Raw genomic sequence first — 25,658 nt, 5'->3', positions numbered from 1 at the left:
TTCCCCGTGCTTCGTCAAGATGAGTATGTCATGAAGTGTCGCACTTCTCGACACATTGTGTCATACCCATTCCGAGAAGCCGATGAGCGACTATCCCCGATTCCCCAGCGCGATGAGCTGCTCGACCTGTTCGCGGTCGATGCCCATGCCGGGGAACCCGGCGAGCCGCCCGATCGGGAACGATGCCATCATCTTGGCCATCGCCTCGTCGCTCATGATCCCGGCATCCATCGCACCGTCCGCGGCTTCCTGCCCTCCGGACAGCTGCTCCCGGACGATCGGTCCGACGATCGGATGCTCCAGCAGCTCGCCGATCGACGAGTTCGCCGTCAGCGGGATGCGCACCTCGTCGCCGGCGACGTGCACCGACGTCGAACCGCGCAGGTCACGGCTCGAGGCTCCGGCCTCGACGCGGTAGGCACCGCCCTCGACCACGAAACGGTCGACGCGGATGTCCCAGTACGCGAGGTCTTCGCGGCGGACGAGCAGCGAGACGTCCTGCGTCTCACCCGCGGCGAGCGCGACGGAGGCGAATGCCTTGAGTTCGCGGGGCGCGCGTTCGACGGTCGACGATTCCGGCGCGACGTACACCTGCACGACCTCACGGCCGTCGATGGCACCCGTGTTCGTCACGGCGACGGTGACGCGGATGTCGCCGTCGTCCTCGACCGTCGCCGTCGGCTTCCCGTACGAGAACGTCGTGTACGACAGTCCGTGTCCGAACGGGAAGGTCACGGCCATCTTCCGCGCGTCGTACCAGCGGTATCCGACGAACACGCCCTCGCCGTAGCGGACGTGCCCGAACGCCCCGGGGAAGCTCCCGAAGGCCGGGGTGTCCTCGAGGCGGAGCGGGATGGTCTCGGCGAGCCGGGCCGACGGGTTCACGGCGCCGGTGAGGACGTCGACCGTCGCCGAACCGCCCGCCTGACCCAGCAGCCACGCCTCGACGATCGCCGGCACGCGATCGGCGAACGGCAGCGCCACGACCGCGCCGTTCGACAGGACGACCGCGACCTTCCGGTTCACGGCGAGCACGGCCTCCACGAGCTCGAGCTGCGCCGCCGGGAGGTCGATGTGCGTGCGGTCGAAGCCCTCCGACTCGTCGGCGTCCGGCAGCCCGAGGAACAGCACTGCGACGTCGTTCGCCGCGGCCAGCGCGACCGCCTCGGCACGCAGCGCCTCGGCATCCCCCGAGCCGTCGAACGTGAAGCCCGGCGCGAACGAGGCCCGGTCGCCGAAGGCGTCCAGTGCGGTGTCGAGGCGGGTGGGATTGATGTGCGACGAACCGCCGCCCTGGTAACGGGGCGTGCGGGCGAACTCGCCGATGACCGCCACGGATGCCGACGGCGCCAGCGGAAGCACCGGAGTCCCGCCGACCGGAACATTCTGCAGCAGCACGATCGAGCGACCGGCGACCTCGCGTGCGAGGTCGTGATGAGCCTCGGCATCCAAGGGTCTTGCGGCAGCCGGACGCGCCTGCGCCTTCGCGACCAGCGAGAGCACGCGTCCGGCAGCGGTGTCCACGACCGACTCGTCGAGGGAACCGTCCTTCACCGCGGCGACGATCTGAGCATCCGTGAAGCCGCCGCTCGACGGCATCTCGAGATCCAGCCCAGCGGCCAGACCCTTCACGCGCTCGTTCACGGCGCCCCAGTCCGACACCACGAGGCCTCCGAAGCCCCAGTCGTCGCGGAGCACGTCACCGAGCAGCCACGGATCCTCCGACGCGTACACGCCGTTGATGCGGTTGTACGAGCACATGACCGTCCACGGCTGGGCGTCCTTGACGACGTACTCGAAGCCGCGGAGGTAGATCTCGTGCAGCGGACGGGGGTCGATGTCGCTCGAAGAGCGCATCCGGTCGTCCTCTTGGTTGTTCGCCGCGAAGTGCTTGAGCGACGACCCGACGCCCTGCGACTGGATGCCACGGACGAGCCCCGCTCCGATCCGCCCGGCGACGATCGGGTCCTCCGAGACGTACTCGAAGTTGCGGCCGCACAGCGGCGACCGCTTGATGTTGATGCCTGGACCGAGGATGACCGCGACGTCCTCGATCGCGGACTCGACGCCCAGTGCCACGCCGACGCGCTCGGCGAGCTCGGGGTCGAAGCTCGAGCCGAGGGCGACAGCCGGCGGGAAGCAGGTCGCGGGAACACTGTCGTTGAGTCCGAGATGATCGCTCGCGGCGGCCTGCTTGCGCAGCCCGTGGGGGCCGTCGGTGAGCATGATCGACGGGATGCCTGCCCGATCGATCGCCTTGGTCGTCCAGAAGTCGGCACCGCTGGTGAGCGAGGCCTTCTCCTCGAGCGTCAGATCTTCGGGAGTCAGGTCCTGTGGGTCGGTCATCCGAGTTCGCCTTTCGCCGCGTCCGCCGTGGATCGCTCGGCCAGGATACGTCCAGCTCTCCACAAAAAGCAAGCAGCGTTCGGTTTTCACTTCCCAGGATGCCGCGGCGCCGATACGCTGGCACCATGACGCGACGCGGGGCCTACGCCAAGGGGATCGCCAAGCGCGAGGAGATCCTGACGACAGCGCTCGAAGTCGTCGCCGCCCACGGGTACCGACGCGCCTCGGTCCGCGAACTCGCAGACGCCGTCGGCCTCAGCGCCGCGGGGCTGCTGCACTACTTCGACAGCAAGGAAGAGCTCTTCACAGCGATCCTGCGCAAGCGCGACGAGCGCGATCAGGAGGCGTACGGCGCGGACGGCGGCATCGACATGCTGCTCACCGTCATCCGGCACAACGCGACGGTCCCAGGGCTCGTGCAGCTGTACGCGCAGCTCGCGGTCGAGGCCGTCGATCCGGAGCATCCGGCGCACGCGTTCTTCCGCGAGCGGACGCAGGGCCTGCAGGAGCACTTCCGTACGGCCGTCGTCCGCGCGCAGGAGAACGGCGAGATCCGCGACGACCTGGATCCTGCCTGGGTCGCCACGAGCGTGCAGGCGCTCGCCGACGGCCTGCAGTCCCTGTGGCTCGTGAATCCGGACGTCGACATGGCCGCTCACATCGAGCAGTTCCTGGACGCGCTGCGCCCGGCCCCGCAGCCACAAGGAGGAGCAGCATCGTGACCGGCGCACCCATCGTGCACACGGCATCCGGACCGGTCCGCGGATCGTGGCGGGATGCCGGGACACCGAACGCCTCTGCGGCCTACCTCGGCATCCCGTTCGCCGCCGCGCCCGTCGGCGAGCTGCGCTTCGCCGCTCCGGTGCCGCCCGAGCCGTGGACCGAGGTGCGCGACGCGACCTCGTACGGCGCGACGGCGCTGCGGCGGGACCCCGGGGGCACGCTGATCCCGGAACCTCCGATCCCCGGTGACGCGATCCTCAACGTCAACGTGTTCACCCCAGCGGTCGACGACGGCGCGAAGCTGCCGGTGCTCGTCTGGATCCATGGGGGCGGCTACACCGAGGGTTCGCCGGCGAGCCCCTGGTACGACGGCAGCCGATTCAATCGCGACAGCGTCGTGACGGTCTCGCTGTCGTATCGGCTGGGATTCGACGGGTTCGGGTACATCGACGGAGCGCCGCACAATCGCGGCGTCCTGGACTGGATCGCCGGACTCGAATGGGTGCAGCGGAACATCGCCGCCTTCGGCGGCGACCCCGGCCGCGTGACGATCGGCGGGCAGTCCGCCGGCGGCGGCGCCGTGCTGACGCTGCTGAGCATGCCCGCAGCCCAGCATCTGTTCCACGGCGCGCTCGCCCTCTCGGCCGCGCTCGCCGACATCCCGGCCGATGTCGCGAAGGAACGCGGCGAGCGTCTGGCAGGGATCCTCGAGATCGAGCCGACGCTCGCAGGCTTCCGCTCCGTATCCGAGTCGCGGATCCTCAAGAACCAGCCCAAGGCCGTCGGCGGTCGGAAGGGCCTCGGCCTGCTGTCCGGCCTGATCGACGACGGCCTGCCGTGGGGCCCGATCGTGGACGGCGAACTCGTCCTGCGACCAGCCGCCGATGCCCTCCGAGACGGCATCGGCGCGGACAAGCCGCTCGTGCTCGGCGCCACCGATGACGAATTCACCATGGTCGCCGACCGGGCACCGCGTGCGCTGCGGGTCGTCCCCTCAACCGCCCTGCTGCGCGGCGTGCTGCGCGATCGCGGCGTCCGACGCGCGTACCTGCGGGCGAACCGCCCCCAACGGGCGAAGGGCTCGGCCGCCATGGTCGGCCGATTCGTCACGGATCACGTCTTCCGCAGCCTCGTCGTCCGCGTCGCCGAGGCCCGGAGAGAAGCGGATGCCGAGACCTGGGTCTACGCGCTCACCTGGGTCTCACCGACGAAGGGGTGGGCGTGCCACTGCCTGGACGTGCCGTTCTGGTTCGACGGGCTCGACCGGGAGCGCGTCTCGGACCTGGCGGGCCCGAATCCGCCTCAGTCCCTCGCGGATGACATGCACGGCGCCGCGGTGTCGTTCGTCACCGGCGGCGCCCCCGGCTGGCCCGCATGGCGGACCGAACCGGGGACGGCGCGGGTCTTCGGCGGTCACCCTCAGATCACGACGACGGCCTACGACAACACGCTCGCTCTGCTCTGACCTGCACGCTCAACGAACGAGTGGGGGAACGGACGGTCAGCCGACGACGGCGATCTCGTTCGGCACGTGCGGGAGCTCGCCGGACGCGATCTCCTCACCCGTGTGCGGGTCGAGGGCGACGATCGTGCTGTTCGCCGAGTCGGTCACGTACACGACGTCACCGGACGCCGCGATGGCCGGGTGCGGCTGCTGCCACTCGGTCGGGCTCTCCCAGGCCTCGATCGCCTCGTGGGATGCCGTGATCTCCCCCGTGGCCGGGTCGATGACGTGCAGGCGTCCGTCGGAGCCGATCATGACGGCGTCGCCGTCCTCGGTGCGGACGACACCGCGCCAGGTGTAGCTGATGCCGTCCGGCAGTTCGACCTTCTCGATGGTCTTCGCCTCAGTGTTCACGAGAGCCAGGTTCGTCAGCAGGTAGCCCTCGGCATCCGGGTCGTCCTTGTAGTCCATCACGACCAGCGGGCTGTGCTCGGTGGCGTAGGCGTTTCCGATACGGCCGAACTCGTCCGGAGAGGTGAGCTTGGTGATCGCACCGTCGTCGAAGACGAGCACGCCGTTCTCGCAGCCGAACACGAGGGCCTCGTCCGCGGCCGCACCTTCGCCGTGCACGTTGGGGCACTGATCGTTCACCGCGATCTCGGTGCCGTCGGCATCCACTGCCCGGATGCCGTTGCGACCGCTCGCGTCGCCGACGGTGGTGACGAACGTGCCGTCCTCCAGGACGACCGAGACACCGTGGTGCGCTTCGACGCCCTCGATGACCTCCGCATCCGGCAGCGCGCCGTCGACTTCGGCGAGCGCGGCCGTCTCGAAGACGGTCGTGTCGCTGGTGGCATCGTCGTAGAGCACGGTCTTGCCCCCGTGGCGCACCACGTGACCGGCGGCACCCGCCTCGACGACGAGATCTGTGAGCTCCGGCTCGCGCACATCGAGCAGCTGGAAGCCCTCCGACGTCGTGACGAACGCATGGCGGTCGTCGCCGGCCGGGTTCAGCCGGACGAACTCCTCCGAGGCGAGGTCATCGATCACCTCGAGCGTCTCGCCGTCCACGACGAGCACACCGCCCTCGTAGGCGACCGCGATCCGCGGACCGGTGCTCGCGGCATCCGTGCCGGTGGGTTGGTCGGCCGGGGTCTCGGCCGCCGGCTGTGCGGCGCATCCTGCCAGGAGCAGTGCGGCGCCTGCCACGCCTGCGGCGAGGCGCGCCGTGCGATTGCGCTGTGTCATTCGATCTTCCTTTCGTCGCCCTCTCGGGCGGGGTGGGCGCCCTCTCGGGCGGAGTGCCCTGTCGGGCGGGTCACGGGTTGAGGCCATCGGCGATGCGCGTGGTGTTGACGCGCATCATGTCGAGATACGTGTCGCCGGGTTCGCCTGGTGCGGCCAGTGATTCCGTGATCAGTTCGACGACGTCCACCTCGCGATCGGCTTCGTCGGCGAGCACCTGCACGAGCCGATCCGGTGAGGACGACTCCGCGAAGATCGTCCGGACGCCCGCCTGGTCGATCGCGTCGACGAGCTCCTGCAGGTCGGCGGGGCTGGGGGCGGCGAGTGTCGTGCCGCCGGGGATCACGGCACCGAGCAGCGTGACGTCGAAGCGGCGAGCCAGGTAGCCGAAGACGTGATGGTTCGTGACGAGCGCGCGGTGCTCGGCCGGAACAGCGCCGAGGGACGTCGCCATCTCGTCCTCCAGGGCGCTCAACTCGGTGCGATACGCATCCGCAGCGGCACGGACGTCGGCCGCGCCGCTGCCGGCGAGTGCGGCCAGCGCCGGAGTGAGCGCGTCCACGACGAGGAGCATCTGCGCCGGGTCCGTCCAGAAGTGCGGGTCGGGGCCGGCGCCATCGGCGTACTCCAGCACTTCCACGTGGTCTCCGGCGAGGAGCACGTCGACGCCCTCGTCGGCCGCAGCCTCGACATGCTGTGCGAGCCCCTCCTCGAGCCCGAGTCCGTTCGCCACGACGAGGTCGGCGGCACGCATGCCGGCGGCCTGCTGCGCCGAGAGCTCGAACGAATGCGGGTCGGCGCCGGGGGCCATCAACGTCACCACATCCAGGTGGTCTCCGGCGATCTCGGACACGACATCGCCGAGGATGTTGGTGGTCACGTAGACGCTCGGCCGATCCGACCCGGGCGCAGCGCATCCGGCCAGGCCGACGAGCACGCCTGCGGCGGCGACGACGGCAGCGACCTGCCGCAGGACCCTCATCGTCCGGTCCCCGCGAGCTGCAGCGGCGCGTACGCCGTCTCGAACGTCCGAGCGACGCGTGCCCCGTCGGCGGCGTCGATCTCCCACATCGTCTGCTCGATCGGGCCGTTCAGATACGCCCGGTTCTGGTCGACGACGAACCGCACGCCGTCGGCCGCCTCGGCATCCGCGAGGGATGCCGCCACCAGCGGCTCCGTGCGCGCGATGACCTGCCCGTCGGCAAGGACGAGCACGGCGCCGTCCGCCGTGAGCGCCAGCACCCGCCCGTCCGCATCGTCGATCGCCGCGGCCTGCACGATCGGCTCGCCGACGTCCTGGAGGGTCCACGTCCGCTGCCGGGTGTCGAGGATCCACACCCCCGTGCTGCCGGCGACCGCCGCCACGCGGGGGCGCGCCTCCCGTGCGGCGAAGCCCGTCGCAGCGGGCGCGGTCCCCTCGGGGTACGGGATGCGCTCGACCGCGGCGGGGTCACCACCGGTGAACATCACCGCTCCATCAGCACAGCCGATCACGACGCCGACGACCGTCGTGATCGTCCCGCTCGCGCTCTCGCACGGGATGCCGTCGCCGACCGTGCTGCCGTCGGCTGCGACCACGCGCAGCGACGGGGATGCGCTGCCGTCGGCATCCGTCATCACGGCTCCGGAGGCCAGCGGGACGACGAGTCCGTCTCCGCCGTCGGCCGGAATCCGGAAGGCCTCCTCGATCTGCCCGTCGGCGAGGGCGGTGGCGTCGAGCAGAACCGCCTCATCGGCGAAGCGGACCCCGATGCCGGCGTCGCCGGTGACGACGTCAGGCACACCCTGCCCGGTGATCTCGCCGAGCACCCGCGCCGGAGCCTCGTAGTAGTGGAAATGGTCGATGTGGCTCCACGTCCACACCCCGCTGTCGATCACGGTGACCGATCCTTCGCGGATGCCGAAGAGATACCGTCCGTCCGTCACGATGTCGTCGACCGGCTCGATCTCGGCCAGCACGGACGTCTCCTCGTCGAGGAGATCGAGGTGGTGCACGATGCCGTCGGCATCGATCGTCGTGAGGTGCAGCGCCGGCTCCGCGAGTTCACGGGCTCCTTCGATCTGGCCGTGGCCGTCGCCCTCCGTCGTCGTCGACGACGTCGGTTCGGGCGCCGGCGCGGCGGGTGCGGCGCACCCTGCGAGCGTCAGGAGGAGGATGCCGGATGCTGCGGCGAAGCGGAATCTCATGAGGTCCTTTCTGGGAGGGCGCGGCGGCGCCCGATGGTGACGATCCGGTGCAGTAGGGCGGAGAGACCGGCGGAGAGGATGGAGACGAACGCGATCGTCGCTCCGGCCGCGGTGCCGGCGTACCAGGAGACGAGGAGGCCGACCACGACGGCAGCGCAGCCGATGACGGCCGCGAGCGTCATGGTCGTGGGGATGCGCGTGGCCCAGTGTCCTGCCGCGACCGCCGGTCCGAGCAGCATGCCGACCACGAGCAGGGATCCGACGGCCTGATAGGCCGCAACGACGGCGAGGGTGATGAGTCCGACGAGCAGGACGTGGGCGAGCTTCGGACGCAGTCCCAGCAGCTGCGCCTGCCGAGGATCGACCGTGAGCGCGACGAACGCCCGGTGGCCGAGGGCCGCGACGGCGAGCGTGATGACGGCGACGGCGGCGAGCATGACGACATCGGCGAGCGAGGCGGCGAGGATGTCGCCGAACAGGATCGCGGTGGCGTCGGTCGCGAAGCTGCGCGAGGCCGAGATGATGATGACCCCGAGCGCGAGACTGGCGACGAACAGCAACCCGATGCTCGTGTCCGCCGACAGTCGTCCTCGACGCTGCAGCACGCCGATCCCGACGGACATGCCGGCGGCGCTGACGGCCGCACCGAGGATGCCGGGGATGCCGATCAGCGTCGCGACGGCGATGCCGGGGAGCATGCCGTGCGCCATGGCCTCGCCGAGGAACGCCATGCCGCGCAGCACCACCCAGGTGCCGACGACGCCGCAGATCACGGCGACGAGGACGCCTGCGAGCAGGGCGCGCTGCACGAAGGCGATGGCGAAGGGGTCGAGAAGGGTCACAGGGAGCGACTGTAGCACTTATTGAGAACGATTTTCATTTGCAATAATGGAACGATGTCTTCCGCATCACTCCTCCTGCCCACCACCCGAGTGCTGACGCTGCGCGGCGTCGCCGTCGATCACGACGGGCATCCGGCGCTCCGCGGCATCGATGTGGACGCGCATGCCGGACGGCTGCTGGTGGTGTCGGGGCCGAACGGTTCGGGCAAGTCGACGCTGCTGAGCGTGGCGGCCGGGCTCGTCGTGCCGCAGCGGGGATCGGTCGAGGTCCGGCCGGGCACTCGAATCGCTCTCGTCCCGCAGTCGACACCGCTGCCGGCGCACCTGCCGCTGACGGTGCACGACCTGGTCGCGATGGGGACCTGGGCTCGGCTGGGCTCCTGGCGACCCGCACGCAGGGCGGATCGCGCGGCCGTGGCCGACGCCATCGAGACCGTCGGGCTCGCGCAGTTGTCGCTTCGCCGGATCGGGGCGCTCTCCGGCGGCCAGCGTCAGCGCGCGCTGCTCGCGCAGGCGCTCGTCCAGCGGGCCGACCTCGTGCTGCTGGACGAGCCGATGGCGGCGCTGGACGCGCACTCGCGGACGATCGTCGCGGATGCCGTCGATCTTCTCGCCTCGACCGGCGCCGGGGTCGTGGCCGTCACCCACGACCCCGGAGAGTTCCGCCGGATCGACGACCGGCTCGAACTCGACGACGGCCGCGTCACGGAGACTGTCAGAGCGAGGTGACGGCGGCTCCCGGCATCCGGGTCTGCATCACGCGGATCGCCTCGGGGTTGTCGTCGACGAGCACGGCATCGCGCCCGAGTGCCGCGGCGACGGCTCCGGTCGTTCCGCTGCCGGCGAAGAGATCGAGCACGCGGTCGCCAGGGCGGCTGGACGCCTGGACGATGCGTCGCAGGATGCCCTCCGGCTTCTGCGTCGGATACCCCGTCTTCTCGCGCCCCGTCGTGGGCACGATCGTGTGCCACCACACGTCGGTGGGAAGTTTCCCCCTGGCCGCCTTCTCAGGCGTCACGAGCCCCGGTGCCATGTAGGGCTCACGATCCACGGCATCCGAATCGAAGTGGTAGGCACCGGGATTCTTGACGTACACGAGGATCGTGTCGTGCTTGGTCGGCCAGCGCTTGCGCGACTTCCCGCCGTAGTCGTACGCCCAGATGAGCTCGTTGAGGAAGCACTCGCGGCCGAAGACGGCATCCATCATGACCTTGGCGTAGTGCGCCTCGCGATAGTCGAGGTGCAGATAGAGCGTGCCGTCATCGGTGAGCAGCCGCCAGGCCTCCTCGAGCCGCGGCATGAGGAACGCTCCGTAGTCGTCGAAGCTGTCGTCGTAGGTGCGCAGCATGCCGCGCACGCGCTCATAGGCATGCCCGTGGAAGCCGTGCCGGATCTCCTTCTCGGCGGCCTCGTCCTCGCCCGGCTCCTCGATGTCGAGTTCGGGCTGCTCGGTGAACCGCCGAGACGTGACGACCTGCCGCTCCTGGGCTCGCCCCGTGTTGAACGGCGGGTCGAGATAGACCAGAGCGAAGGATGCCGTCGGCAGCGTCTTCGCGACATCGAGGCTGTCGCCGTGGACGATCGAGACCGAGCCGACTGAGGACGGGATCACGGAACCCGATGCAGCCACGCGTCGGTCGAGAACTTCGACTCGACGAGCGCCTCGGCATCCGCGTACTCGTCCGCCGTGATCGCACCGTCCTCGGCCTTGGTGAGCGAGCGGAAGGTGTCCTTGAAACGCTCGATGATCTCGGCACGGGAGAGCCCGGTCTGGCTGCGCAGCGGATCCACGCGCTTGGCCGCCGAGGTCGTGCCCTTGTCGCTGAGCTTCTCGCGCCCGATGCGCAGCACCTCGGTCATCATCTGCCCGTCGATGTCGTACGACAGCGTCGCGTGGTGCAGAACGCCGCCGTTGGCGAGGCGCTTCTGGGCGGCCCCGCCGATCTTGCCGGTGGGCGAGGCGATGTCGTTGAGCGGCTGGTAGGTCGCGTCGATCCCGAGCGACCGCAGCGCCTGCAGCACCCAGTCATCGAGGAACGCGTACGAATCGGCGAAAGTCAGGCCCTGGACGAGGGATGCCGGGACGTACAGCGAGTACGTGACGATCTGGCCGGCGGCCATGAGCATCGCGCCTCCGCCGGAGATGCGGCGGACCACATCGAAGCCGTGACGGGCGGCGCCTTCGGGGTCGACCTCGTTGCGGTAGGACTGGAACGAGCCGATCACGACGGCGGATTCGTTCCACTCCCAGATGCGCAGCGTCGGGCGGCGGCGGCCCTCGCCGACGCGGGAGGTGAGCACCTCGTCGAGCGCCAGGTTCATGCGAGGGGACACGGCCTTCTCGTGCACGATCTCCCAGTCGAAGTCCCGCCAGCCGGGAGCCGTCACGAGCGCGCGACGGACGGCGGTGCCGACCGCCTCGGGGCTGAAGCCGAGCAGCTGAGCGCCATCGGGAAGAGCACCGCGGACCGCCGCGGCGATCGCCGTGGCATCCGACTCGACCATCAGTCCGTTGACGGCCGCATTGATGTCATCGAGCGCGGTGTCGGGTTCGAGGAAGAAGTCGCCGGCGAGTCGGAATCCGTCGATCCGCCCGTCCTTGACCTCGAGGTCGACGACGACGAGCTTTCCACCCGGGACCTTGTACTCACCATGCACGGTCCCAGCCTACGCCCGGCGACGGCGGAGCCGCTCAGCCTCGGAACGGGATGTGCTTGTCGAGCCAGGCGAGCAGATCGGCGCGGACAGCGCCCTGCTGCAGCTCGTTGAAGATCTCGTGACGCGCGTCGGGGTAGACGAGCGTCGTGACGTCCGTGAGACCGGACCGTTCCCGGTATTCGTCGGCGAGGCGGTGCACGCTCCGAGGTCCGCCGACCGCGTCGTCGCGCCCGACCATCAGCAGCATCGGGATGTCACGGCCGAGGTGCTTCTTCGGCCGGCCGTACAGTTTCAACGACTCGATCGGGCCGAACAGCTTCAGCAGCGGCACGTTGGTGGTGAGCGGATCCGCGTCGAACTCCTCCCACACGGCGGCATCCCGGCTGAGCCACTCGTACCCGGTGGCGTTCTCGCCCTCCCACCGCGCGTTCAGCGGCGCGGCGTTGAGCATCAGCGGCGTCCGCAGCGCCGAGCCCGACAGCACGACGGCGTCCCACGCCTCCGGATGGTCGTTCACGAGCATCTGCGCGAGGAACGAACCCCACGAGTGACCGAACAGCACGAGCGGCAGGTCCGGATTCTCGTCGCGGATGATGCCGGTGAGCTGCCAGATCGCGTTCTTCGCCGCGTGCAGGCCGCCCTTGCCGAGTCGGCCGAGCTTGGCGGCCTCCCCGTGCTGGCGCATCCCGGTGCGTCCGTGCCCTCGATGGTCGTCGGCGTAGACGACGAAGCCGGCGCGGTTCAGAGCCCCGATCAGTTCGCCGTAGCGTCCGGCGTGCTCGCCGACGCCGTGAAGAAGCTGCACGACGCCGCGCTGCCGCCCTTCGGCCGGATGGACGTCGTAGACGATCGTGATGCCGTGGGCGTCCGTGTACTCGGCGGTGCGGAACGCGGCGTTGCGGGGGTCGGCCATGGCAGAGAGTCTACGGACGCGATCGATCGGTGTCGTGCTCGTGTCGCGGTCGTCAGAGTCCGAGCGCCGCCCGCACCGCGAATGCGGCATCGCGGTCGGTGACCTCGTACCCGCCGACGCCGTCGGCCGCCGACCCCATCCGCACGCCGGTCGACTCCGAGACGGTGCGCTTGGCGGAGAAATGCACGGCATCGACGCCGGTCGCGACGATCTCGGCGACGGATGCCGCATCCACTCCGCTGCCCGCCATGATCTGGATGCCGCGGCCGGCCTCCTCCACCAGGCGACGCAGGACATCGATACCGTCGATCGCCGCGGACGCCCCGCCGGAGGTGAGGATGCGGTCGAGTCCCAGCTCCCGAGCCGCGTGCATGGTGGCGACCGGATCCGCCGTCACATCGATCGCGCGATGCAGCGTCACGGCGGCGCCGCCTGAGGCATCCACCAGTCGCGTCATCGCATCGAGATCGAGCCGGCCGTCGGCATCGAGGCAGCCGATCACGACGCCGGCAGCACCTGCGGAGACGGCGAAGCGCACATCGCGTTCGATCAGCGCGAGTTCGTCCCGGTCGTAGTGGAAGCCGCCGGCCCGCGGGCGGACCAGCACGTGGACCTCCGGCCCGTCCGTGTCCGCTTCGGCCAGCGCGAGTTCGAGCGTCGCCGGTGACGGGGTGAGTCCACCGAGCGCGAGCCCCTGCGTCAGTTCGACGCGTTCCGCACCGACCTCGCGGGCGATGCGCACACCGGCTGGGTCCTGGACGGCGATTTCGAGAGCGAGGGTCACAGCATCCATTCTCGCGTGCCGAGCGCACGTCATGACGAAGCGAGTGGCCGCCGCCCTGTATAACGTTGTAGACAATCGCTTCGATCACGGTCGAAACGAACGGTTGTTGCCGACCGCGTCCCGTGCTAGTCTCGGGAAACCGGTTACCGAAGAAGCGTTTTCTCTGCGGCGACCGCCCCCCGGAACTCGATGATGAGCGCAGGAAGAGGCCCCCGATGGTGACCGATCTCGCGGTGAAGCGGACGCAGGCATGACCGTGCTCGAAGCCACCCAGAGCACGCAGCCCGACGCCCCCGAAACGAGCGACGTGCTTCCCCCGTTGCGTCGACGCCCGTGGTGGCAGGAGATGTGGCGCCACAAGGCGCTGTACCTCATGGCTCTGCCCGGCATCGTGTACTTCATCGTCTTCAAGTACGTACCGATGGGCGGCCTGGTCATCGCGTTCCAGGACTACTCGCCGTTCCGCGGCATCGGCGGCAGCCCGTGGGTCGGATTCGAGCACTTCATTCGGTTCTTCACCGAAGACACCTTCATCATGCTGCTCACCAACACGGTGATCATCTCGCTGCTGCTGCTGATCTTCGCCTTCCCTGTGCCGATCATCCTCGCGCTGCTGCTGAACGAGGTCCGCACCCGGGTCTTCCAGCGCAGCATCCAGACCGTCATCTATCTGCCGCACTTCATGTCGTGGGTGATCGTCGTCTCGCTGTTCTACGTGCTGCTGACCACCGACGGCGGCGGCATCAACAACCTCCTCGTCTCGTGGGGCTTCGACGAGGTGCCGTTCCTGACGGACCCGAACTGGCTGCGACCGCTCTACACGGTCCAGGAGATCTGGAAGAGCGCCGGCTGGGGAACGATCATCTACCTCGCCGCCATGACGGCGGTCGACCTGCAGCTGTACGAAGCGGCCGAGATCGACGGCGCAGGACGCTGGCTGCAGACCTGGCACATCACCCTGCCCGCGATCCGCCCGACCATCATCGTGATGTTCATCCTGTCGATCGGCGACTTCCTCGAGCTCGGCTTCGAGCACATGTTCCTCATGCTGAACTCGCTCAACCGCGAGGTCGGCGAGATCTTCGACACGTACGTGTACACGGCGGGTATTCAGAACGGACAGCTCAGCTACGCGACCGCCGTCGGCCTGTTCAAGGGCCTGGTCGGACTCATCCTCGTGCTGATGGCCAACAGACTCGCGAAGAAGTTCGGCGAGGAGGGCGTGTTCTGATGTTCTCGTTCGAGGGCTTCATGCGCATCAACCTGTTCCTGCGCGGCGTCTATCGGATCGCCTTCCTGAACGTGCTGTGGATCGCGGCGACCGTGCTCGGTCTCGTCGTCTTCGGCATCGGACCGGCGTCCTATGCGGTCGCGGCGTACATCGATCGCTGGTTCCGCTTCGGCGAGACGCCCCCGGTGACCCGCGCGTTCATCGGTCACTTCCGCACCCATTACTGGCGCTCCGCCGCGATGGGCTGGATCCTCACGGCTGCGGCCGCCATCGTCATCACCAACATCTTCGCCGCGTCGACGTGGTTGCTGCAGTTCGGCAACGTCGTCGCCCTCGTCGTCATCGGCATCATCGCCGCCTACGTCTTCCCCGTGATGGCGGCGACCGACGTCCGCGGCATCCCGCGTCAGATCGCCGCCGCCCTCATGCTCGGCATCGGTTCGTTGCACTGGACCATCGTCGCCGCCGCCGCGGTCGCCGCGACCGTGTGGCTGCTGACGAGTTTCGCCCTGCCGCTGCTGGTCATGTTCGGCATCGGCATCCCTGCGGCCGCCATCGGCTTCGTCACGCGCATCGTCTTCGGCCAGCTGGCCGCGGATGCCGCCGCCACCGCCACTCAGACCTCACCCCCCAGGGCTCGCGTGACCGCGCAGGCCCGTCTCCACCTTGCGAGAGGAACATCAGAATGAGGAACCACAGCAGGCTCGGAATCGCCGTCGCTTCCGTCGCCGTCGCATCGCTCGCGCTCACGGCGTGCGGTTCGTCGGGAGAACCCGCGAGCAGCAGCGAGGATGTGAACACTCCCGAGAGCATCACCTGGATGGCGATGCTGCACACGCCCACCACCCCCGAGGCGGACGGTCCGATCCAGACCGCGCTCGAGGAGTTCACCGGAACGGACCTCACGTTCCAGTGGGTGCCGGATGCCTCCAAGGACGAGAAGATCAACGCCGCGCTGGCCTCCGACACGCTGGCCGACATCACGTCGCTCTCGAACATCTCGAACACCTCTGTCCGCCAGGCACTGAAGTCGGGACAGTTCTGGGATGTCGAGCCGTATCTCGAGGACTACGAGAACCTCTCCAAGATCGACGAGAAGACGATCGCCTCGGCGCGCGTCGACGGAAAGCTCTACGGCGTCCCGGTGCAGAAGCCCATCGCCCGCTACGGCGTGCTGGTGCGTCAGGACTGGCTCGACAACCTCGGCCTGGAGACCCCGCACACGATCGAGGAGCTGGGCGAGGTCGCCGTCGCGTTCGCGACGCAGGACCCGGACGGCAACGGCCAGAACGACACGACCGGCTTCATCGACCGCCTGGAGAGCTTCAAGCTCGGCTTCAAGACGCTGGCCGGCTACTTCGGCGCAGGCAACAACTTCGTCGTCGAGGACGATGAGGTCATCCCGACGTTCCAGACGGACGAGTTCAAGGAGGCCATGGAGTGGTACCGCGGCCTGTACGAGCAGGGCGCGATCAACGGCGAGTTCGTCACGATGCAGAAGCAGAACCAGCAGGACGCCATCGCGCAGGGCAAGGGCGGCATCATCGTCACGGGCCTGTTCGAGGCCAAGAACTACATGAACCTCGCCACCAGCGCCGACCCGAACACCCCGATGGCCTGGGCCCTGATCAACGACATCACGCACGAGGACGTGCCGCGGCGCATCCTGTCCGACACGAACGGCGGCTTCGGCGGCTGGCTGGCGATGTCGACGAGCGAAGTGAAGGACGAAGCCGAGCTCAAGGGCATCCTCGCGTTCATCGACAAGCTGCTCGATGAGGAGGCGTTCACCCTGATGACCAACGGCATCGAAGACGAGCACTTCACCGTCGACGCCGACGATGTCGTCACGATCAGTGATCAGCCGAGGTGGGAGCAGGAGGTCCAGCCGTACAACTCGTCTCGCCCCTCGGACATCGTGGCCACGTTCAAGAGCTCCACGCCGTACGTCGACGAGGGCAACGAGAAGATGGCCGAGAACGCCGAGTTCGCCGTCATCGATCCGTCGCTGCCGCTGTCGTCGGACGCGTTCGATCAGAGCTGGTCGACGATCCAGCAGGCCGCGAACGACGCGTACAACAAGTACATGGTCGGCCAGATCGACATGGCCGGGTACGAGGACGCGATCGAGAAGCTCAGCGGTCAGGGACTCGACACGATCATCGAAGAACTCAGCGCCTCGTACGCGGAGACCAACTGAGATGCGCAATCGTTCCCGACTCACACTCGGCACCGCTTCCGCTGCTGTCGTCGCACTCGCGCTCGTCGGATGCGGCGCGTCGGGCGACGCAGCCACCGATGGTGGGGGATCCGCCGAGATCCCCGAGGAGATCTCCTGGATGGCGATTCTGCACACGCCGACGACTCCGGACGCGGACGGCCCCATCCAGACGGCGCTGGAGGAGACCACCGGAGCCGAACTCGACTTCCAGTGGGTGCCTGCCGCCTCCGCCGACGAGAAGATCAACGCCGCACTCGCGTCGGACTCGCTCGCCGACATCACATCGCTGACCAACATCACGAACACCTCGGTGCGCCAGGCACTGAAGTCCGGTCAGTTCTGGGATGTCGAGCCGTACCTCGACGACTACCCGAACCTGTCCGAGATCGACGATCAGACGATCGCGTCCGCTCGCGTCGACGGTCAGCTCTACGGTGTGCCGTTCCAGAAGCCGATCGCCCGGTACGGCGTGATCGTCCGGCAGGACTGGCTGGACAACCTCGGCCTGGAGGTCCCGCACACGATCGAAGAGCTCGGCGAGGTCGCTGTGGCCTTCGCGACGCAGGACCCTGATGGCAACGGCAAGGATGACACCACGGGGTTCCTCGACCGCCTGGAGAGCTTCAAGCTCGGGTTCAAGAGCCTCGCCGGCTACTTCGGCGCCGGGAACAACTTCGTCGTCGAGGACGACGAAGTCATCCCGACCTTCCAGACGGACGAGTTCAAGGAGGCCATGGAGTGGTACCGCGGCCTGTACGAGCAGGGCGCGATCAACGGCGAGTTCGTCACCATGCAGAAGCAGAACCAGATCGACGCGATCGCCCAGGGCAAGGGCGGCATCGTCGTGACCGGTCTGTTCGAGCCGAAGGGCTACATGAACCTCGCGGTCAGCTCCGACCCGAACACGCCGATGTCGTGGGCGCTGATCAACGACATCACCTTCGAGGACGTGCCGCGACGCATCCTGTCCGACACGAACGGCGGCTTCGGCGGCTGGCTGGCGATGTCGAAGAGCCAGGTCGAGACCGAGGACGAGCTCCGAGGCATGCTCGCCTTCATCGACAAGCTCCTCGATGAGGAGGCCTTCACGCTGATGACGAACGGCATCGAGGACGAGCACTTCACCGTCGACGCAGACGGAGTCGTGACGATCGCCGACCAGCCGAAGTGGGAGCAGGAGGTCCAGCCGTACTCGTCGTCCCGACCCAGCGACAACGTCGTGACCTTCAAGAGCTCTTCGCCGTACGTCGACGAGGGCAACGAGAAGATCGCCGAGAACACGGAGTTCGCGGTGGTCGACCCCTCACTGCCGCTGTCGTCGGACGCGTTCGACCAGAGCTGGTCCACGATCCAGCAGGCCGCGAACGACGCCTACAACAAGTACATGGTCGGCCAGCTCGACATGGCCGGATTCGAGGCGGCCATCGCCGATCTCGACGGCAAGGGGCTCAGCGCCATCATCGAGGAGCTCAGCGCCTCCTACGCGGAGAACAACTGATATGAGCGGGACGCAGGTGCAGAGCACTCCCACCCGAATCGGCTTCGGCAGCGTGAAGCGCACGACGCTCGCGCTGCAGGACGCCATCGACCGGGCTGCGGATGCCGGCGGCGGACGCGTGACCATCACGCCCGGCGTGCACGAGACCGGTGCTCTGCGCCTGCGCTCCCGCGTCGAACTCCACCTCGAGGCGGGGGCGGTGCTGCGATTCGTCGCCGACCCCGCCCTCTATCCTCCGGTCGGCGCGCGCTGGGAGGGCGCAGCCACGACCATCCACTCCCCGTGCATCTACGCCCGCGACGCCAGCGACATCTCGATCACCGGTCGCGGCGAGATCGACGGCGGCGGCGCGTGGTGGTGGGATGCCTTCCGGGCAGACTCTCTGTCGTTCCCCCGCCCGACGCTCATCGGCCTGCACGGATGCTCCAGGGTCGAGATCTCCGGAGTCACACTGCGCGACTCCCCCGCATGGACCGTCCACCCGCTGCTCTGCGACGACGTCCGGATCACCGGCATCCGCATCATCAACCCGCCGGATTCTCCCAACACCGACGGCATCGACCCCGAGTCGTGCCGCAACGTGCGCATCAGCGACTGCCACATCGACGTCGGCGACGACTGCATCGCGATCAAGGCCGGCAGTGAGAAATCGCTGGACCGCGTGCCGTGCGAGAACATCGCGATCACGAACTGCACGATGATCCACGGACACGGCGGCGTCGTGATCGGCAGCGAGATGTCCGGCGGCGTCCGCGGGGTCGTGATCTCGAACTGCGTGTTCCAGGGCACCGACCGCGGCATCCGGATCAAATCCCGCCGCGGCCGAGGCGGCACCGTCTCCGACGTGCGCGTCTCCAACATCGTGATGGACCGCGTGATGTGCCCGCTGGTCATCAACCCGTTCTATTTCTGCGGCCCGGAGGGCAAGGCTCCGATCGTGTCCGACCGCACCCCGCAGCCGGTGGATGCCGGAACTCCGCATTTCCGCGGCATCCACCTGGCCCACATCACGGCGACGAACGTGACGTCCTGCGCCGCCTGGGTCTCTGGTCTCCCCGAGGCTCCCATCGACGACCTCACGCTCGACGACTTCGTCGTCTCGTTCGCACCGGATGCCACCCCGGTCGTCCCTGCCATGGCCGACGGCGTTCCCGCGATGGCCTCGGCGGGCGTGCACGCGCAGTTCGCGACCGGGCTGCGGATCGTCGGCCTCCGTGTCACGGGTGCTGTCGGCCCCGTCCTCGTGACCGACGGCACGGCGAGCCTGGAAACCCGCGGAGGTGCGCTGGTATGACTGTCATGACCGAGACGCCGACCACTGCGGATGCCGCAGCCAAGCCGTTCCGCCGCCGGATCGAGCTGATCATCGCCGCCGTCGGCTTCGCCGCCGCTGCCGTGCTGCAGGGCGGGTTCGCCCTCGTGATCACCAGAGCGGATGCCGCGACCCTGCAGGAGTCCGTGCTCCCCGCGCTCCGCGCCGCCGGCCTGGACGTCGCCGATGCCGACGCTCACACGGTGCTGAACACTCTCGCGGCGTGGTTCGGGTTCTCGCTCGTCCTCATCGCCCTGCTGTGCGCGGTCGGCTGGTTCTTCGCCACGTATCGCCCGCGCCGCCGTGCGACCGGCTGGTGGTTCGCCGGCGCCGGCCTGGCCTGCCTCTTCGGCACGCAGCTGGTCCTGTATCCCGTGGCCTTTCTGTTCTTTCTCTCCGCAGCACTGTTCGCGGTGCGGACGCCGACCTCGGGGAGTCGGACATGACGCCACCTCTCCGTACAGACCTCTTTCTCTCCGCAGCACTGTTCGCGGTGCGCACGTCCACCCCTGGGAGCTCGAAATGACCAACACGGCACCTGTCGACAGCGCGACGATCCCGATCCAGATCCGCCGCACCGCCCGCAACAAGCTGCGCGTCACCCCTGGTCGCCGCATCTTCAGCGTCATCAACGCGATCGTCCTGATCGCCTTCGCGCTGATCTGCGTGCTGCCGTTCGTCAACGTGCTGGCGAGCTCGCTCGCCACCCCCGGCGAGCTGGCCACGCGACCGTTCATCCTGTGGCCCGAGACGTTCAGCCTCGACGCGTACCGCTACATCCTGTCGACGCCGACGATCTTCCGCGCTCTCGGCGTCTCGGCGATCGTCACGATCGGCGGCACCTTCATCTCGCTCGTGCTCACCGCGTTCATGGCGTACGCCCTGTCCAAGAAGCACCTCAAGGGGCGCCGTGTCATCAACTTCATGGTGCTGTTCACGATGCTGTTCGCCGGTGGCATGATCCCCACGTTCATCGTCGTGAAGAGCCTCGGAATGATCGATTCGCTGTGGTCGCTGATCATCCCGGTGGCGATCAACGCCTTCAACTTCATCATCATGCGCAGCTTCTTCCAGGGCATTCCCGAGAGCCTCGAGGAGGCGGCGCGCATCGACGGCTGCTCCGAGTTCGGCGTCTTCTGGCGCATCGTGCTGCCGCTGTCACTGGCCTCGATCGCCACGATCGGTCTGTTCTACGCGGTCTACTACTGGAACACATACCAGAGCGCGATCCTGTACATCAACAGTTCGGAGCTGTGGCCGATGCAGGTGCTCCTGCGCCAGATCGTGATCGTGGCGAGCGGGTTGAACGCCAGCGAGTCGGCGGTCGACATCGTGCCGCCGGCGCAGTCCGTCCGCATGGCCGTGATCTTCGTCGCGACGCTGCCGATGCTCATCATCTACCCGTTCGTGCAGCGCTACTTCGTCAAGGGCGCGCTGGTCGGCTCGGTCAAGGGCTGACCTCCCCAGGGCAGATAGCGTCGCCTCTGATCGTCTGGATCGGCGAGAAGCCGAAGTGATCAGTAGCGGTAGCTGCCGCGGAACGTCCAGGACGACCCGATCGCCGGTCCGAAGCCCTGCGACATCAGGGTCAGGATGCCGTCGCCACCGATGACCAGCCGCAGCCGCACCGAGGCGATGTCATCGCCCGCGGCGCTCAGGCGCACGTCGAGCACGCCGGGCGCCGTCCAGCCGGCGGTGACGACGGCACTGCCGAGCGGGGTGACGACCGTCGTCGGATGCGCCGTCGAGAACACGAGTTCGTGCTCGGCATCCCATCGCACGAGGCCGCCCTCGGCATCCACCTCGACGACGAGCTCGTCCGGGGCATCCTCACCCGTGATCTGCGCCGCGGCAGTGCGGACGCGCGCGGCATGCCGCGCGTCATGCGGCGGCATGGGCGGCGCGAGTCCGACCGCGAGGCCGTCCGCGCCCTCGTCCAGCGCCTCGAAGGCCCGCAGCAGCATGTCGACCAGCCGTTGATCTCCGCCGGTGAGCGTGGTCGTGTCGGCGGTGACGACGGCCGCCAGCTGCCGCGCCGGGTCGCCGTAGACGATCTGTCCGCCGAGCCCGAACATCATCCAGCTGCCGCCGCCGGGGAGCCACACCTGGCGCCCGTACCCGGCGCGCAGCGGAGCGCCCCAGGTCTGCATCGCGGGCGAAGAGCGCTGCTCGAGCAGCCGCCCGACGACTCGTTCCGGAAGGATGCGATCGCCGTCGCGGCATCCGCCCTGGTTGATCATCTCTGCGATCGGAAGCAGGTCGGCCGGCGCCATGACCAGGCCCGACCCGCCGTGGCTGATCCCCTCGGGTCCGGTCAGGAACTGCGCACCCGCACCGACACCGAGCGGGTCGAGCAGACGCGGGCGCAGATAGTCGAGCATCGGCATGCCCGCCAGGCGCTCGACGAGAGCGGCGAGCACGTACGACGCACTGGTGTCGTATGTGAAAAGCGTGCCGGCGCGGTGCGTCGGCGGCACGCGGAAGTAGGACTCGAACCAGCTGTCGGATGCTTCGACATACGTCGTGCGGCTGTGCGGACCGGTCATCGCCAGCATGTCGTCGATGCGGGTCTGCTCGAGCCAGGCATGCACCGGCCTCTGCTCGGGGAAGTGCGTCAGGATGCCGTCATCCAGGCCGAGCCGCCCCTCTTCCGCGAGCAGCAGGACGGCGAGTCCGGTGAACGACTTCGACACCGAGTACATCCGGTGCGGCACCTCGGGGCCGAACGGCGCGATGCCGTCGCGCACGATCGGACGGCCGGCCACGCTGATCTCGATCGAGTGCAGGGCGATGTCCGCGGCGCGCGCTTCGGCGAGCAGCGTCTGCAGCGGCCGGGTCACACCGCGTCCCTGACCCCGTCGAGGAGCTGGTCGGCGACCTCGGCAGGGCGGGCCGGCGAACCGTCCATGACCGCCACGGCGAGATCGAGCCGCAGGGTCTCGCCCCTGGGCAGTTCACGCCGCCCGTCCACGGCGAGCGCTGGACCGAATCCGACGTATCCCTCGGCGCGCACGAACCACGGCATCCCGTTGGTGCTGACCCCGACGAGCGATGCGTGCTCGGCATCCAGGCAGATCCAGGGCGAGAGCGATCCGTGCGCGATGTCGACGCCCTGCCCCTCCGCGGTGCGCACACGGGCGACCGGGAACGGCGCTCGCCAGAACAGCCCGCCGTAGAAGGCGCCGGGTCGGCCGTTGGTCTGCGGACTGCCGAAGCTCACGTCCTGCTCGAGAGCCGTGAGGCGCGAGACCCAGACCACTTCCCAGCGTCCGTCGCCCGCGCTGACGGTGATGGTGCGCTCTTCATCGAGCAGGACCGCGCCGTGCCCATCGAGCCATGCGATCTGTTCGATGACCGTCCCGTCGTGCACATCGCGTCCGGTCACCCGCTGCGTGCCGTGGTTGTCGAGCATCGTGGAGCCGTGGTCGCGCACATACGTGCGGCCACCCCAGAAGCTCGTGCCGTTGACGTCCGGCAGTGCGGCGCTCATGCCGAGATGGTGCAGATGATCCTCTGGCTCGACCTGCGTGGCCGGCGTGCCGAGCGGCGTCGTCGCGGTGAGGAACGGACGCGGCGAGAGCCGCGCGTCGACATCGGTGCCGTCGTGGTATTCGACCACGGCAGAGGCATCGCGCAGCAGCTCCACGGTCATGCCCGCGCCTTGGTGCTGCTGCGCGGGGCGAGGGATGGCGAGAACATGATGGGTTCGCGCAGCGGATCGGCGGTCATCTCGGCATGCAGGACGGTCCAGATCTGCTCGCCGATCTCGCCGAGGCGCGAAGTCATCGTCGTGAGCGACGGTGACGAGTATCGGGCGAACGGGATGTCGTCGAAGCCGGCGACCGACATCTCGTCTGGAACGGACACGCCTTCCTCGGACAGACGACCGAGCAGGCCGAGCGCGACGACGTCGTTGTACGCGATCACCGCGGTGGCACCAGTGGCGCGCAGCGCCGGCCAGGCGTCGTAGCCGTCCTCGAAGGAGTGCCCGCACGGCACGTCGATGATCTCGACATCCGGTTCGCTCTCGCGGATCTCGGCGAGACCGCGCTCGCGCTCCCAGTTCGCGCGGGCATAGGCGGGTCCGGCGAGGAACGCGATCCTGCGGTGGCCGAGCGAGATGAGGTGCCGTGCCAGCACGATGACGCCCTCGTGATAGTCGATGAGGACGGACCCGGCGTTCTTGCCGGTGGTGCGGTTGAACACCGCGACCGGGCCGATCCGTGGCAGCAGTTCGAGCAGGTCGGGCCGCGTCATGCGCGGCGAGAACAGTGCGACGGCATCCGTGCGGTCGCGCAGGTCTCGGGCGAGGTCCGGTTCGCCATCGGCATCCTCGAAGGAGTCCGTGACGACGACGTGATACCCGTCGCGGGCCGCCGCTCTGTTGAAGCCGTGCAGCACCTGGTGGAACATCGGGTTGCCGAGGTCGGGCACGAGCACGCCGACGGTCCGGCTGACGCCCAGCGACAGCGACCGCGCGGTCTGGCTCGGCGTGTAGCCGAGCTCGTCGATGACCTGGCGCACGCGCTGCGCGATCTCGGCGTTGACGGTCGGGATGCGGTTGAGCACCCGCGACACGGTCGCCTTCGACACCCCCGCCGCCTGCGCGATGTCGTTGATCGTCGTTTCGCGCGTCGGCGCCGTCCGCGCTCGTCGTGTCGCCATCGTCACGCATCCCCCATCGTGATGCCGAAGTCGCGGAACCGGGCGAGGGCCTCGCCTGCTCCGTGCCGTCCCGCTGCGAACAGCGAGACGGCCGCCCCGACCCAGTGCCCCTCGATCGCCTGGAACTGCGGATCGATGTCGATCCTCCCACCGCCCGCGGTCAGAGCGACGCGCACGCGCGCATCGGCGTCGACATCCAGCGCGACGACCGCTCTTGCTGCGGTGACCGGCACCCGCAGGAGCACGCGCTCCTCCTGATCGTCGCGCTCGCGGACGGCGACGACGGCCTCGGGGCCGTCTGCGCCGATCCGCACACCGGCCCAGACGTAGGTGTACCCCAGCACGGCGATCCCGGCCCGGTCGCCCGGCCGGCCGGACACGAGCTCGATGTCGACGCGCGAGCTGGAGGGCTGGCCCGGCAGGGGCTGCGAGAGGACGCGGGAGAGCGTGCGGACGTTGCCGCCGTCGGCGCTGCCGCGCAGCGTGAGCGCGCGCTCCGTCCAGGCGTCGTGGTCGCGCAGGACCACGGCATCCGGATCCGGGTCGGCCTCCCACTGCCAGTTCGCACTCGGGATGCCGTCGGCGAAGTCATCCGATCGGGCGAGCGTGCGCATGCCCTGAGGTGCGCCGTGCAGGGACGGATACTCGAGCACCGGCTGCGCCGGGCCGCCAGCGACCGCCTGGCCCATGACGGGCCAGCCGTCCTCGCCCCACGCCATGGGCTGCAGGTGGAGCACTCGGCCGTACACGCCGCGGTCCTGGAAGTGCAGGAACCAGTCGCCGCCCTCTCCGTCGTCGACCCACGCACCCTGATGCGGGCCGTTGACCGAGGTGTCGCCCTGCTCGAGCACGATGCGGTGCTCATACGGACCGTACGGGGAGGCGGCGCGGAACACGGCCTGGAAGCCGGTGGCCACGCCGCCTGCCGGAGCGAAGATCCAGTACTCCCCGTCGCGCTGATAGAACTTCGGACCCTCGAGGGTCGTGAAGCCGTCGAGACGGGCGCCGTCGATGACGTCCACCGCGACGCCGCGGGTCTCCGAGAGTCTCTCATCGACGGGCACGACCGTGAGCACGTTCTTGCGTCCCGAGCGCGAACGCGCCCAGCCGTGCACGAGATACGTACTGCCATCCTCATCCCAGAGGGGGCACGGGTCGATCAGGCCGAGGCCGACCAGCAGCAGTCGCGGCGGCGACCAGGGGCCTGCCGGGTCCTCGGCGGTGACGACGAAGATCCCCTGGTCGGGGTCGGGGTAGACGACGAAGAAGGTCCCGTCGTGGTGCCGGATCGACGGCGCCCACACTCCCCCGCCGTGCCGAGGCAGTGCGAACCAGGCTGCGGGTTCGTTGCGCTCGAGCGCATAGGAGATGCGCGTCCAGTTCACGAGATCGTCTGATGCGAAGATCGGCAGCCCCGGTGCGCGATGGAAGCTCGATGCCACGAGGTAGAAGCGGTCTCCGACGCGAATGGCGTCCGGATCCGGCACATCGGCATCGATGATCGGATTGCGATACGTGCTCGCATCTTCGACGAGTTTCATCTCCCTCACGGTAGTCGAGAAACCGGTTCCTGTCCAAGCGGCCCGCCA

The 25,658-nt window shown here is 68.7% G+C and carries 23 protein-coding genes; 10 read left to right on the top strand and 13 right to left on the bottom strand.

Going from position 1 to position 25,658, the window contains the following annotated elements; all coding sequences use genetic code 11:
• Positions 1-90 precede the first annotated feature (90 nt).
• Positions 91-2,346, bottom strand: a complete 2,256-nt coding sequence (locus ACI7YT_RS02665) for a glycoside hydrolase family 3 C-terminal domain-containing protein (protein ID WP_406248910.1) — start codon at positions 2,344-2,346, stop codon at positions 91-93.
• A 125-nt stretch (positions 2,347-2,471) separates the two neighbouring features.
• Between ACI7YT_RS02665 and ACI7YT_RS02660 the strand changes: the two genes are divergently transcribed.
• Together ACI7YT_RS02660 and ACI7YT_RS02655 are read left to right on the top strand one after the other, a co-directional pair.
• Entirely contained in the window at positions 2,472-3,068 is a 597-nt protein-coding gene (locus ACI7YT_RS02660; protein ID WP_406248908.1) for a TetR/AcrR family transcriptional regulator, read from the top strand.
• A complete protein-coding gene (locus ACI7YT_RS02655; protein WP_406248906.1) occupies positions 3,065-4,534 on the top strand; it encodes a carboxylesterase/lipase family protein in 1,470 nt (489 codons plus the stop codon). Before ACI7YT_RS02660 ends, ACI7YT_RS02655 begins: the two co-directional genes overlap by 4 nt.
• A gap of 36 nt (positions 4,535-4,570) precedes the next feature.
• Here ACI7YT_RS02655 and aztD read toward each other — a convergent pair whose 3' ends face one another.
• From aztD to aztB, 4 genes are all read right to left on the bottom strand, one after another.
• A complete protein-coding gene (aztD, locus tag ACI7YT_RS02650; RefSeq protein ID WP_406248905.1) occupies positions 4,571-5,761 on the bottom strand; it encodes a zinc metallochaperone AztD in 1,191 nt (396 codons plus the stop codon).
• A 70-nt stretch (positions 5,762-5,831) separates the two neighbouring features.
• Positions 5,832-6,740, bottom strand: coding sequence for a metal ABC transporter solute-binding protein, Zn/Mn family (locus ACI7YT_RS02645; RefSeq protein WP_406248903.1), 909 nt, complete (start codon positions 6,738-6,740; stop codon positions 5,832-5,834).
• Positions 6,737-7,945 carry a hypothetical protein gene (locus ACI7YT_RS02640; protein ID WP_406248901.1) on the bottom strand — a complete coding sequence of 403 codons (1,209 nt, stop codon included), beginning with the start codon at positions 7,943-7,945 and terminating at the stop codon, positions 6,737-6,739. The genes ACI7YT_RS02645 and ACI7YT_RS02640 overlap by 4 nt, the downstream gene beginning before the upstream one ends.
• Positions 7,942-8,787 carry a zinc ABC transporter permease AztB gene (aztB, locus tag ACI7YT_RS02635; protein ID WP_406248899.1) on the bottom strand — a complete coding sequence of 282 codons (846 nt, stop codon included), beginning with the start codon at positions 8,785-8,787 and terminating at the stop codon, positions 7,942-7,944. Before aztB ends, ACI7YT_RS02640 begins: the two co-directional genes overlap by 4 nt.
• A gap of 54 nt (positions 8,788-8,841) precedes the next feature.
• Here aztB and aztA point away from each other — a divergent pair, with 54 nt between their 5' ends.
• Entirely contained in the window at positions 8,842-9,516 is a 675-nt protein-coding gene (gene aztA / locus ACI7YT_RS02630; protein ID WP_406248897.1) for a zinc ABC transporter ATP-binding protein AztA, read from the top strand.
• On the opposite strand, the gene ACI7YT_RS02625 is transcribed toward aztA, so the two are convergent.
• The 4 genes from ACI7YT_RS02625 to ACI7YT_RS02610 are packed head-to-tail and all read right to left on the bottom strand — an operon-like array spanning position 9,503 to position 13,151.
• Positions 9,503-10,399, bottom strand: coding sequence for a DNA-methyltransferase (locus ACI7YT_RS02625; protein ID WP_406248895.1), 897 nt, complete (start codon positions 10,397-10,399; stop codon positions 9,503-9,505). The genes aztA and ACI7YT_RS02625 overlap by 14 nt on opposite strands.
• Positions 10,396-11,445 (bottom strand): biotin/lipoate A/B protein ligase family protein, encoded by a 1,050-nt coding sequence (locus ACI7YT_RS02620; protein WP_406248894.1) that lies wholly within the window; start codon positions 11,443-11,445, stop codon positions 10,396-10,398. The genes ACI7YT_RS02625 and ACI7YT_RS02620 overlap by 4 nt, the downstream gene beginning before the upstream one ends.
• 34 nt (positions 11,446-11,479) lie before the next feature.
• Positions 11,480-12,358, bottom strand: coding sequence for an alpha/beta fold hydrolase (locus ACI7YT_RS02615; protein ID WP_406248892.1), 879 nt, complete (start codon positions 12,356-12,358; stop codon positions 11,480-11,482).
• 52 nt (positions 12,359-12,410) lie between these two features.
• Entirely contained in the window at positions 12,411-13,151 is a 741-nt protein-coding gene (locus ACI7YT_RS02610) for a copper homeostasis protein CutC (protein WP_406248891.1), read from the bottom strand.
• Between the two features lie 241 nt (positions 13,152-13,392).
• On the opposite strand from ACI7YT_RS02610, the gene ACI7YT_RS02605 reads away from it, so the two are divergent.
• The 7 genes from ACI7YT_RS02605 to ACI7YT_RS02575 all read left to right on the top strand — a co-directional run bounded on the left by ACI7YT_RS02605 (position 13,393) and on the right by ACI7YT_RS02575 (position 20,862).
• Positions 13,393-14,373 carry an ABC transporter permease gene (locus ACI7YT_RS02605; protein ID WP_406248889.1) on the top strand — a complete coding sequence of 327 codons (981 nt, stop codon included), beginning with the start codon at positions 13,393-13,395 and terminating at the stop codon, positions 14,371-14,373.
• The gene (locus tag ACI7YT_RS02600) at positions 14,373-15,062 is read left to right on the top strand and encodes a YesL family protein (protein WP_406248887.1); all 690 of its coding nucleotides are present in this window, start codon (positions 14,373-14,375) and stop codon (positions 15,060-15,062) included. Before ACI7YT_RS02605 ends, ACI7YT_RS02600 begins: the two co-directional genes overlap by 1 nt.
• A complete protein-coding gene (locus ACI7YT_RS02595) occupies positions 15,059-16,573 on the top strand; it encodes an extracellular solute-binding protein (RefSeq protein ID WP_406248885.1) in 1,515 nt (504 codons plus the stop codon). Before ACI7YT_RS02600 ends, ACI7YT_RS02595 begins: the two co-directional genes overlap by 4 nt.
• A gap of 1 nt (position 16,574) precedes the next feature.
• Entirely contained in the window at positions 16,575-18,092 is a 1,518-nt protein-coding gene (locus tag ACI7YT_RS02590; protein WP_406248883.1) for an extracellular solute-binding protein, read from the top strand.
• A 1-nt stretch (position 18,093) separates the two neighbouring features.
• The gene (locus ACI7YT_RS02585; protein ID WP_406248881.1) at positions 18,094-19,386 is read left to right on the top strand and encodes a glycoside hydrolase family 28 protein; all 1,293 of its coding nucleotides are present in this window, start codon (positions 18,094-18,096) and stop codon (positions 19,384-19,386) included.
• A complete protein-coding gene (locus ACI7YT_RS02580) occupies positions 19,383-19,850 on the top strand; it encodes a hypothetical protein (protein ID WP_406248879.1) in 468 nt (155 codons plus the stop codon). The genes ACI7YT_RS02585 and ACI7YT_RS02580 overlap by 4 nt, the downstream gene beginning before the upstream one ends.
• 76 nt (positions 19,851-19,926) lie before the next feature.
• Positions 19,927-20,862 carry a carbohydrate ABC transporter permease gene (locus ACI7YT_RS02575; RefSeq protein ID WP_406248877.1) on the top strand — a complete coding sequence of 312 codons (936 nt, stop codon included), beginning with the start codon at positions 19,927-19,929 and terminating at the stop codon, positions 20,860-20,862.
• 59 nt (positions 20,863-20,921) lie between these two features.
• Here the strand turns inward: ACI7YT_RS02575 and ACI7YT_RS02570 are convergent, their stop codons facing one another.
• The 4 genes from ACI7YT_RS02570 to ACI7YT_RS02555 are packed head-to-tail and all read right to left on the bottom strand — an operon-like array spanning position 20,922 to position 25,610.
• Entirely contained in the window at positions 20,922-22,244 is a 1,323-nt protein-coding gene (locus ACI7YT_RS02570) for a serine hydrolase domain-containing protein (protein ID WP_406248875.1), read from the bottom strand.
• Entirely contained in the window at positions 22,241-23,056 is an 816-nt protein-coding gene (locus tag ACI7YT_RS02565) for a PmoA family protein (protein ID WP_406248873.1), read from the bottom strand. The genes ACI7YT_RS02570 and ACI7YT_RS02565 overlap by 4 nt, the downstream gene beginning before the upstream one ends.
• Positions 23,053-24,069 (bottom strand): LacI family DNA-binding transcriptional regulator, encoded by a 1,017-nt coding sequence (locus tag ACI7YT_RS02560; protein WP_406248871.1) that lies wholly within the window; start codon positions 24,067-24,069, stop codon positions 23,053-23,055. Before ACI7YT_RS02560 ends, ACI7YT_RS02565 begins: the two co-directional genes overlap by 4 nt.
• Positions 24,070-24,071: 2 nt before the next feature.
• On the bottom strand, positions 24,072-25,610 hold the full coding sequence (locus ACI7YT_RS02555; RefSeq protein WP_406248869.1) for a family 43 glycosylhydrolase: 1,539 nt from the start codon (positions 25,608-25,610) through the stop codon (positions 24,072-24,074).
• Positions 25,611-25,658 lie beyond the last annotated feature (48 nt).

Origin of the sequence: Microbacterium sp. M (genome assembly GCF_045181065.1) — a bacterium.
GTDB lineage: Bacteria > Actinomycetota > Actinomycetes > Actinomycetales > Microbacteriaceae > Microbacterium.
This window is presented reverse-complemented; position numbering and strand designations above follow the sequence as displayed.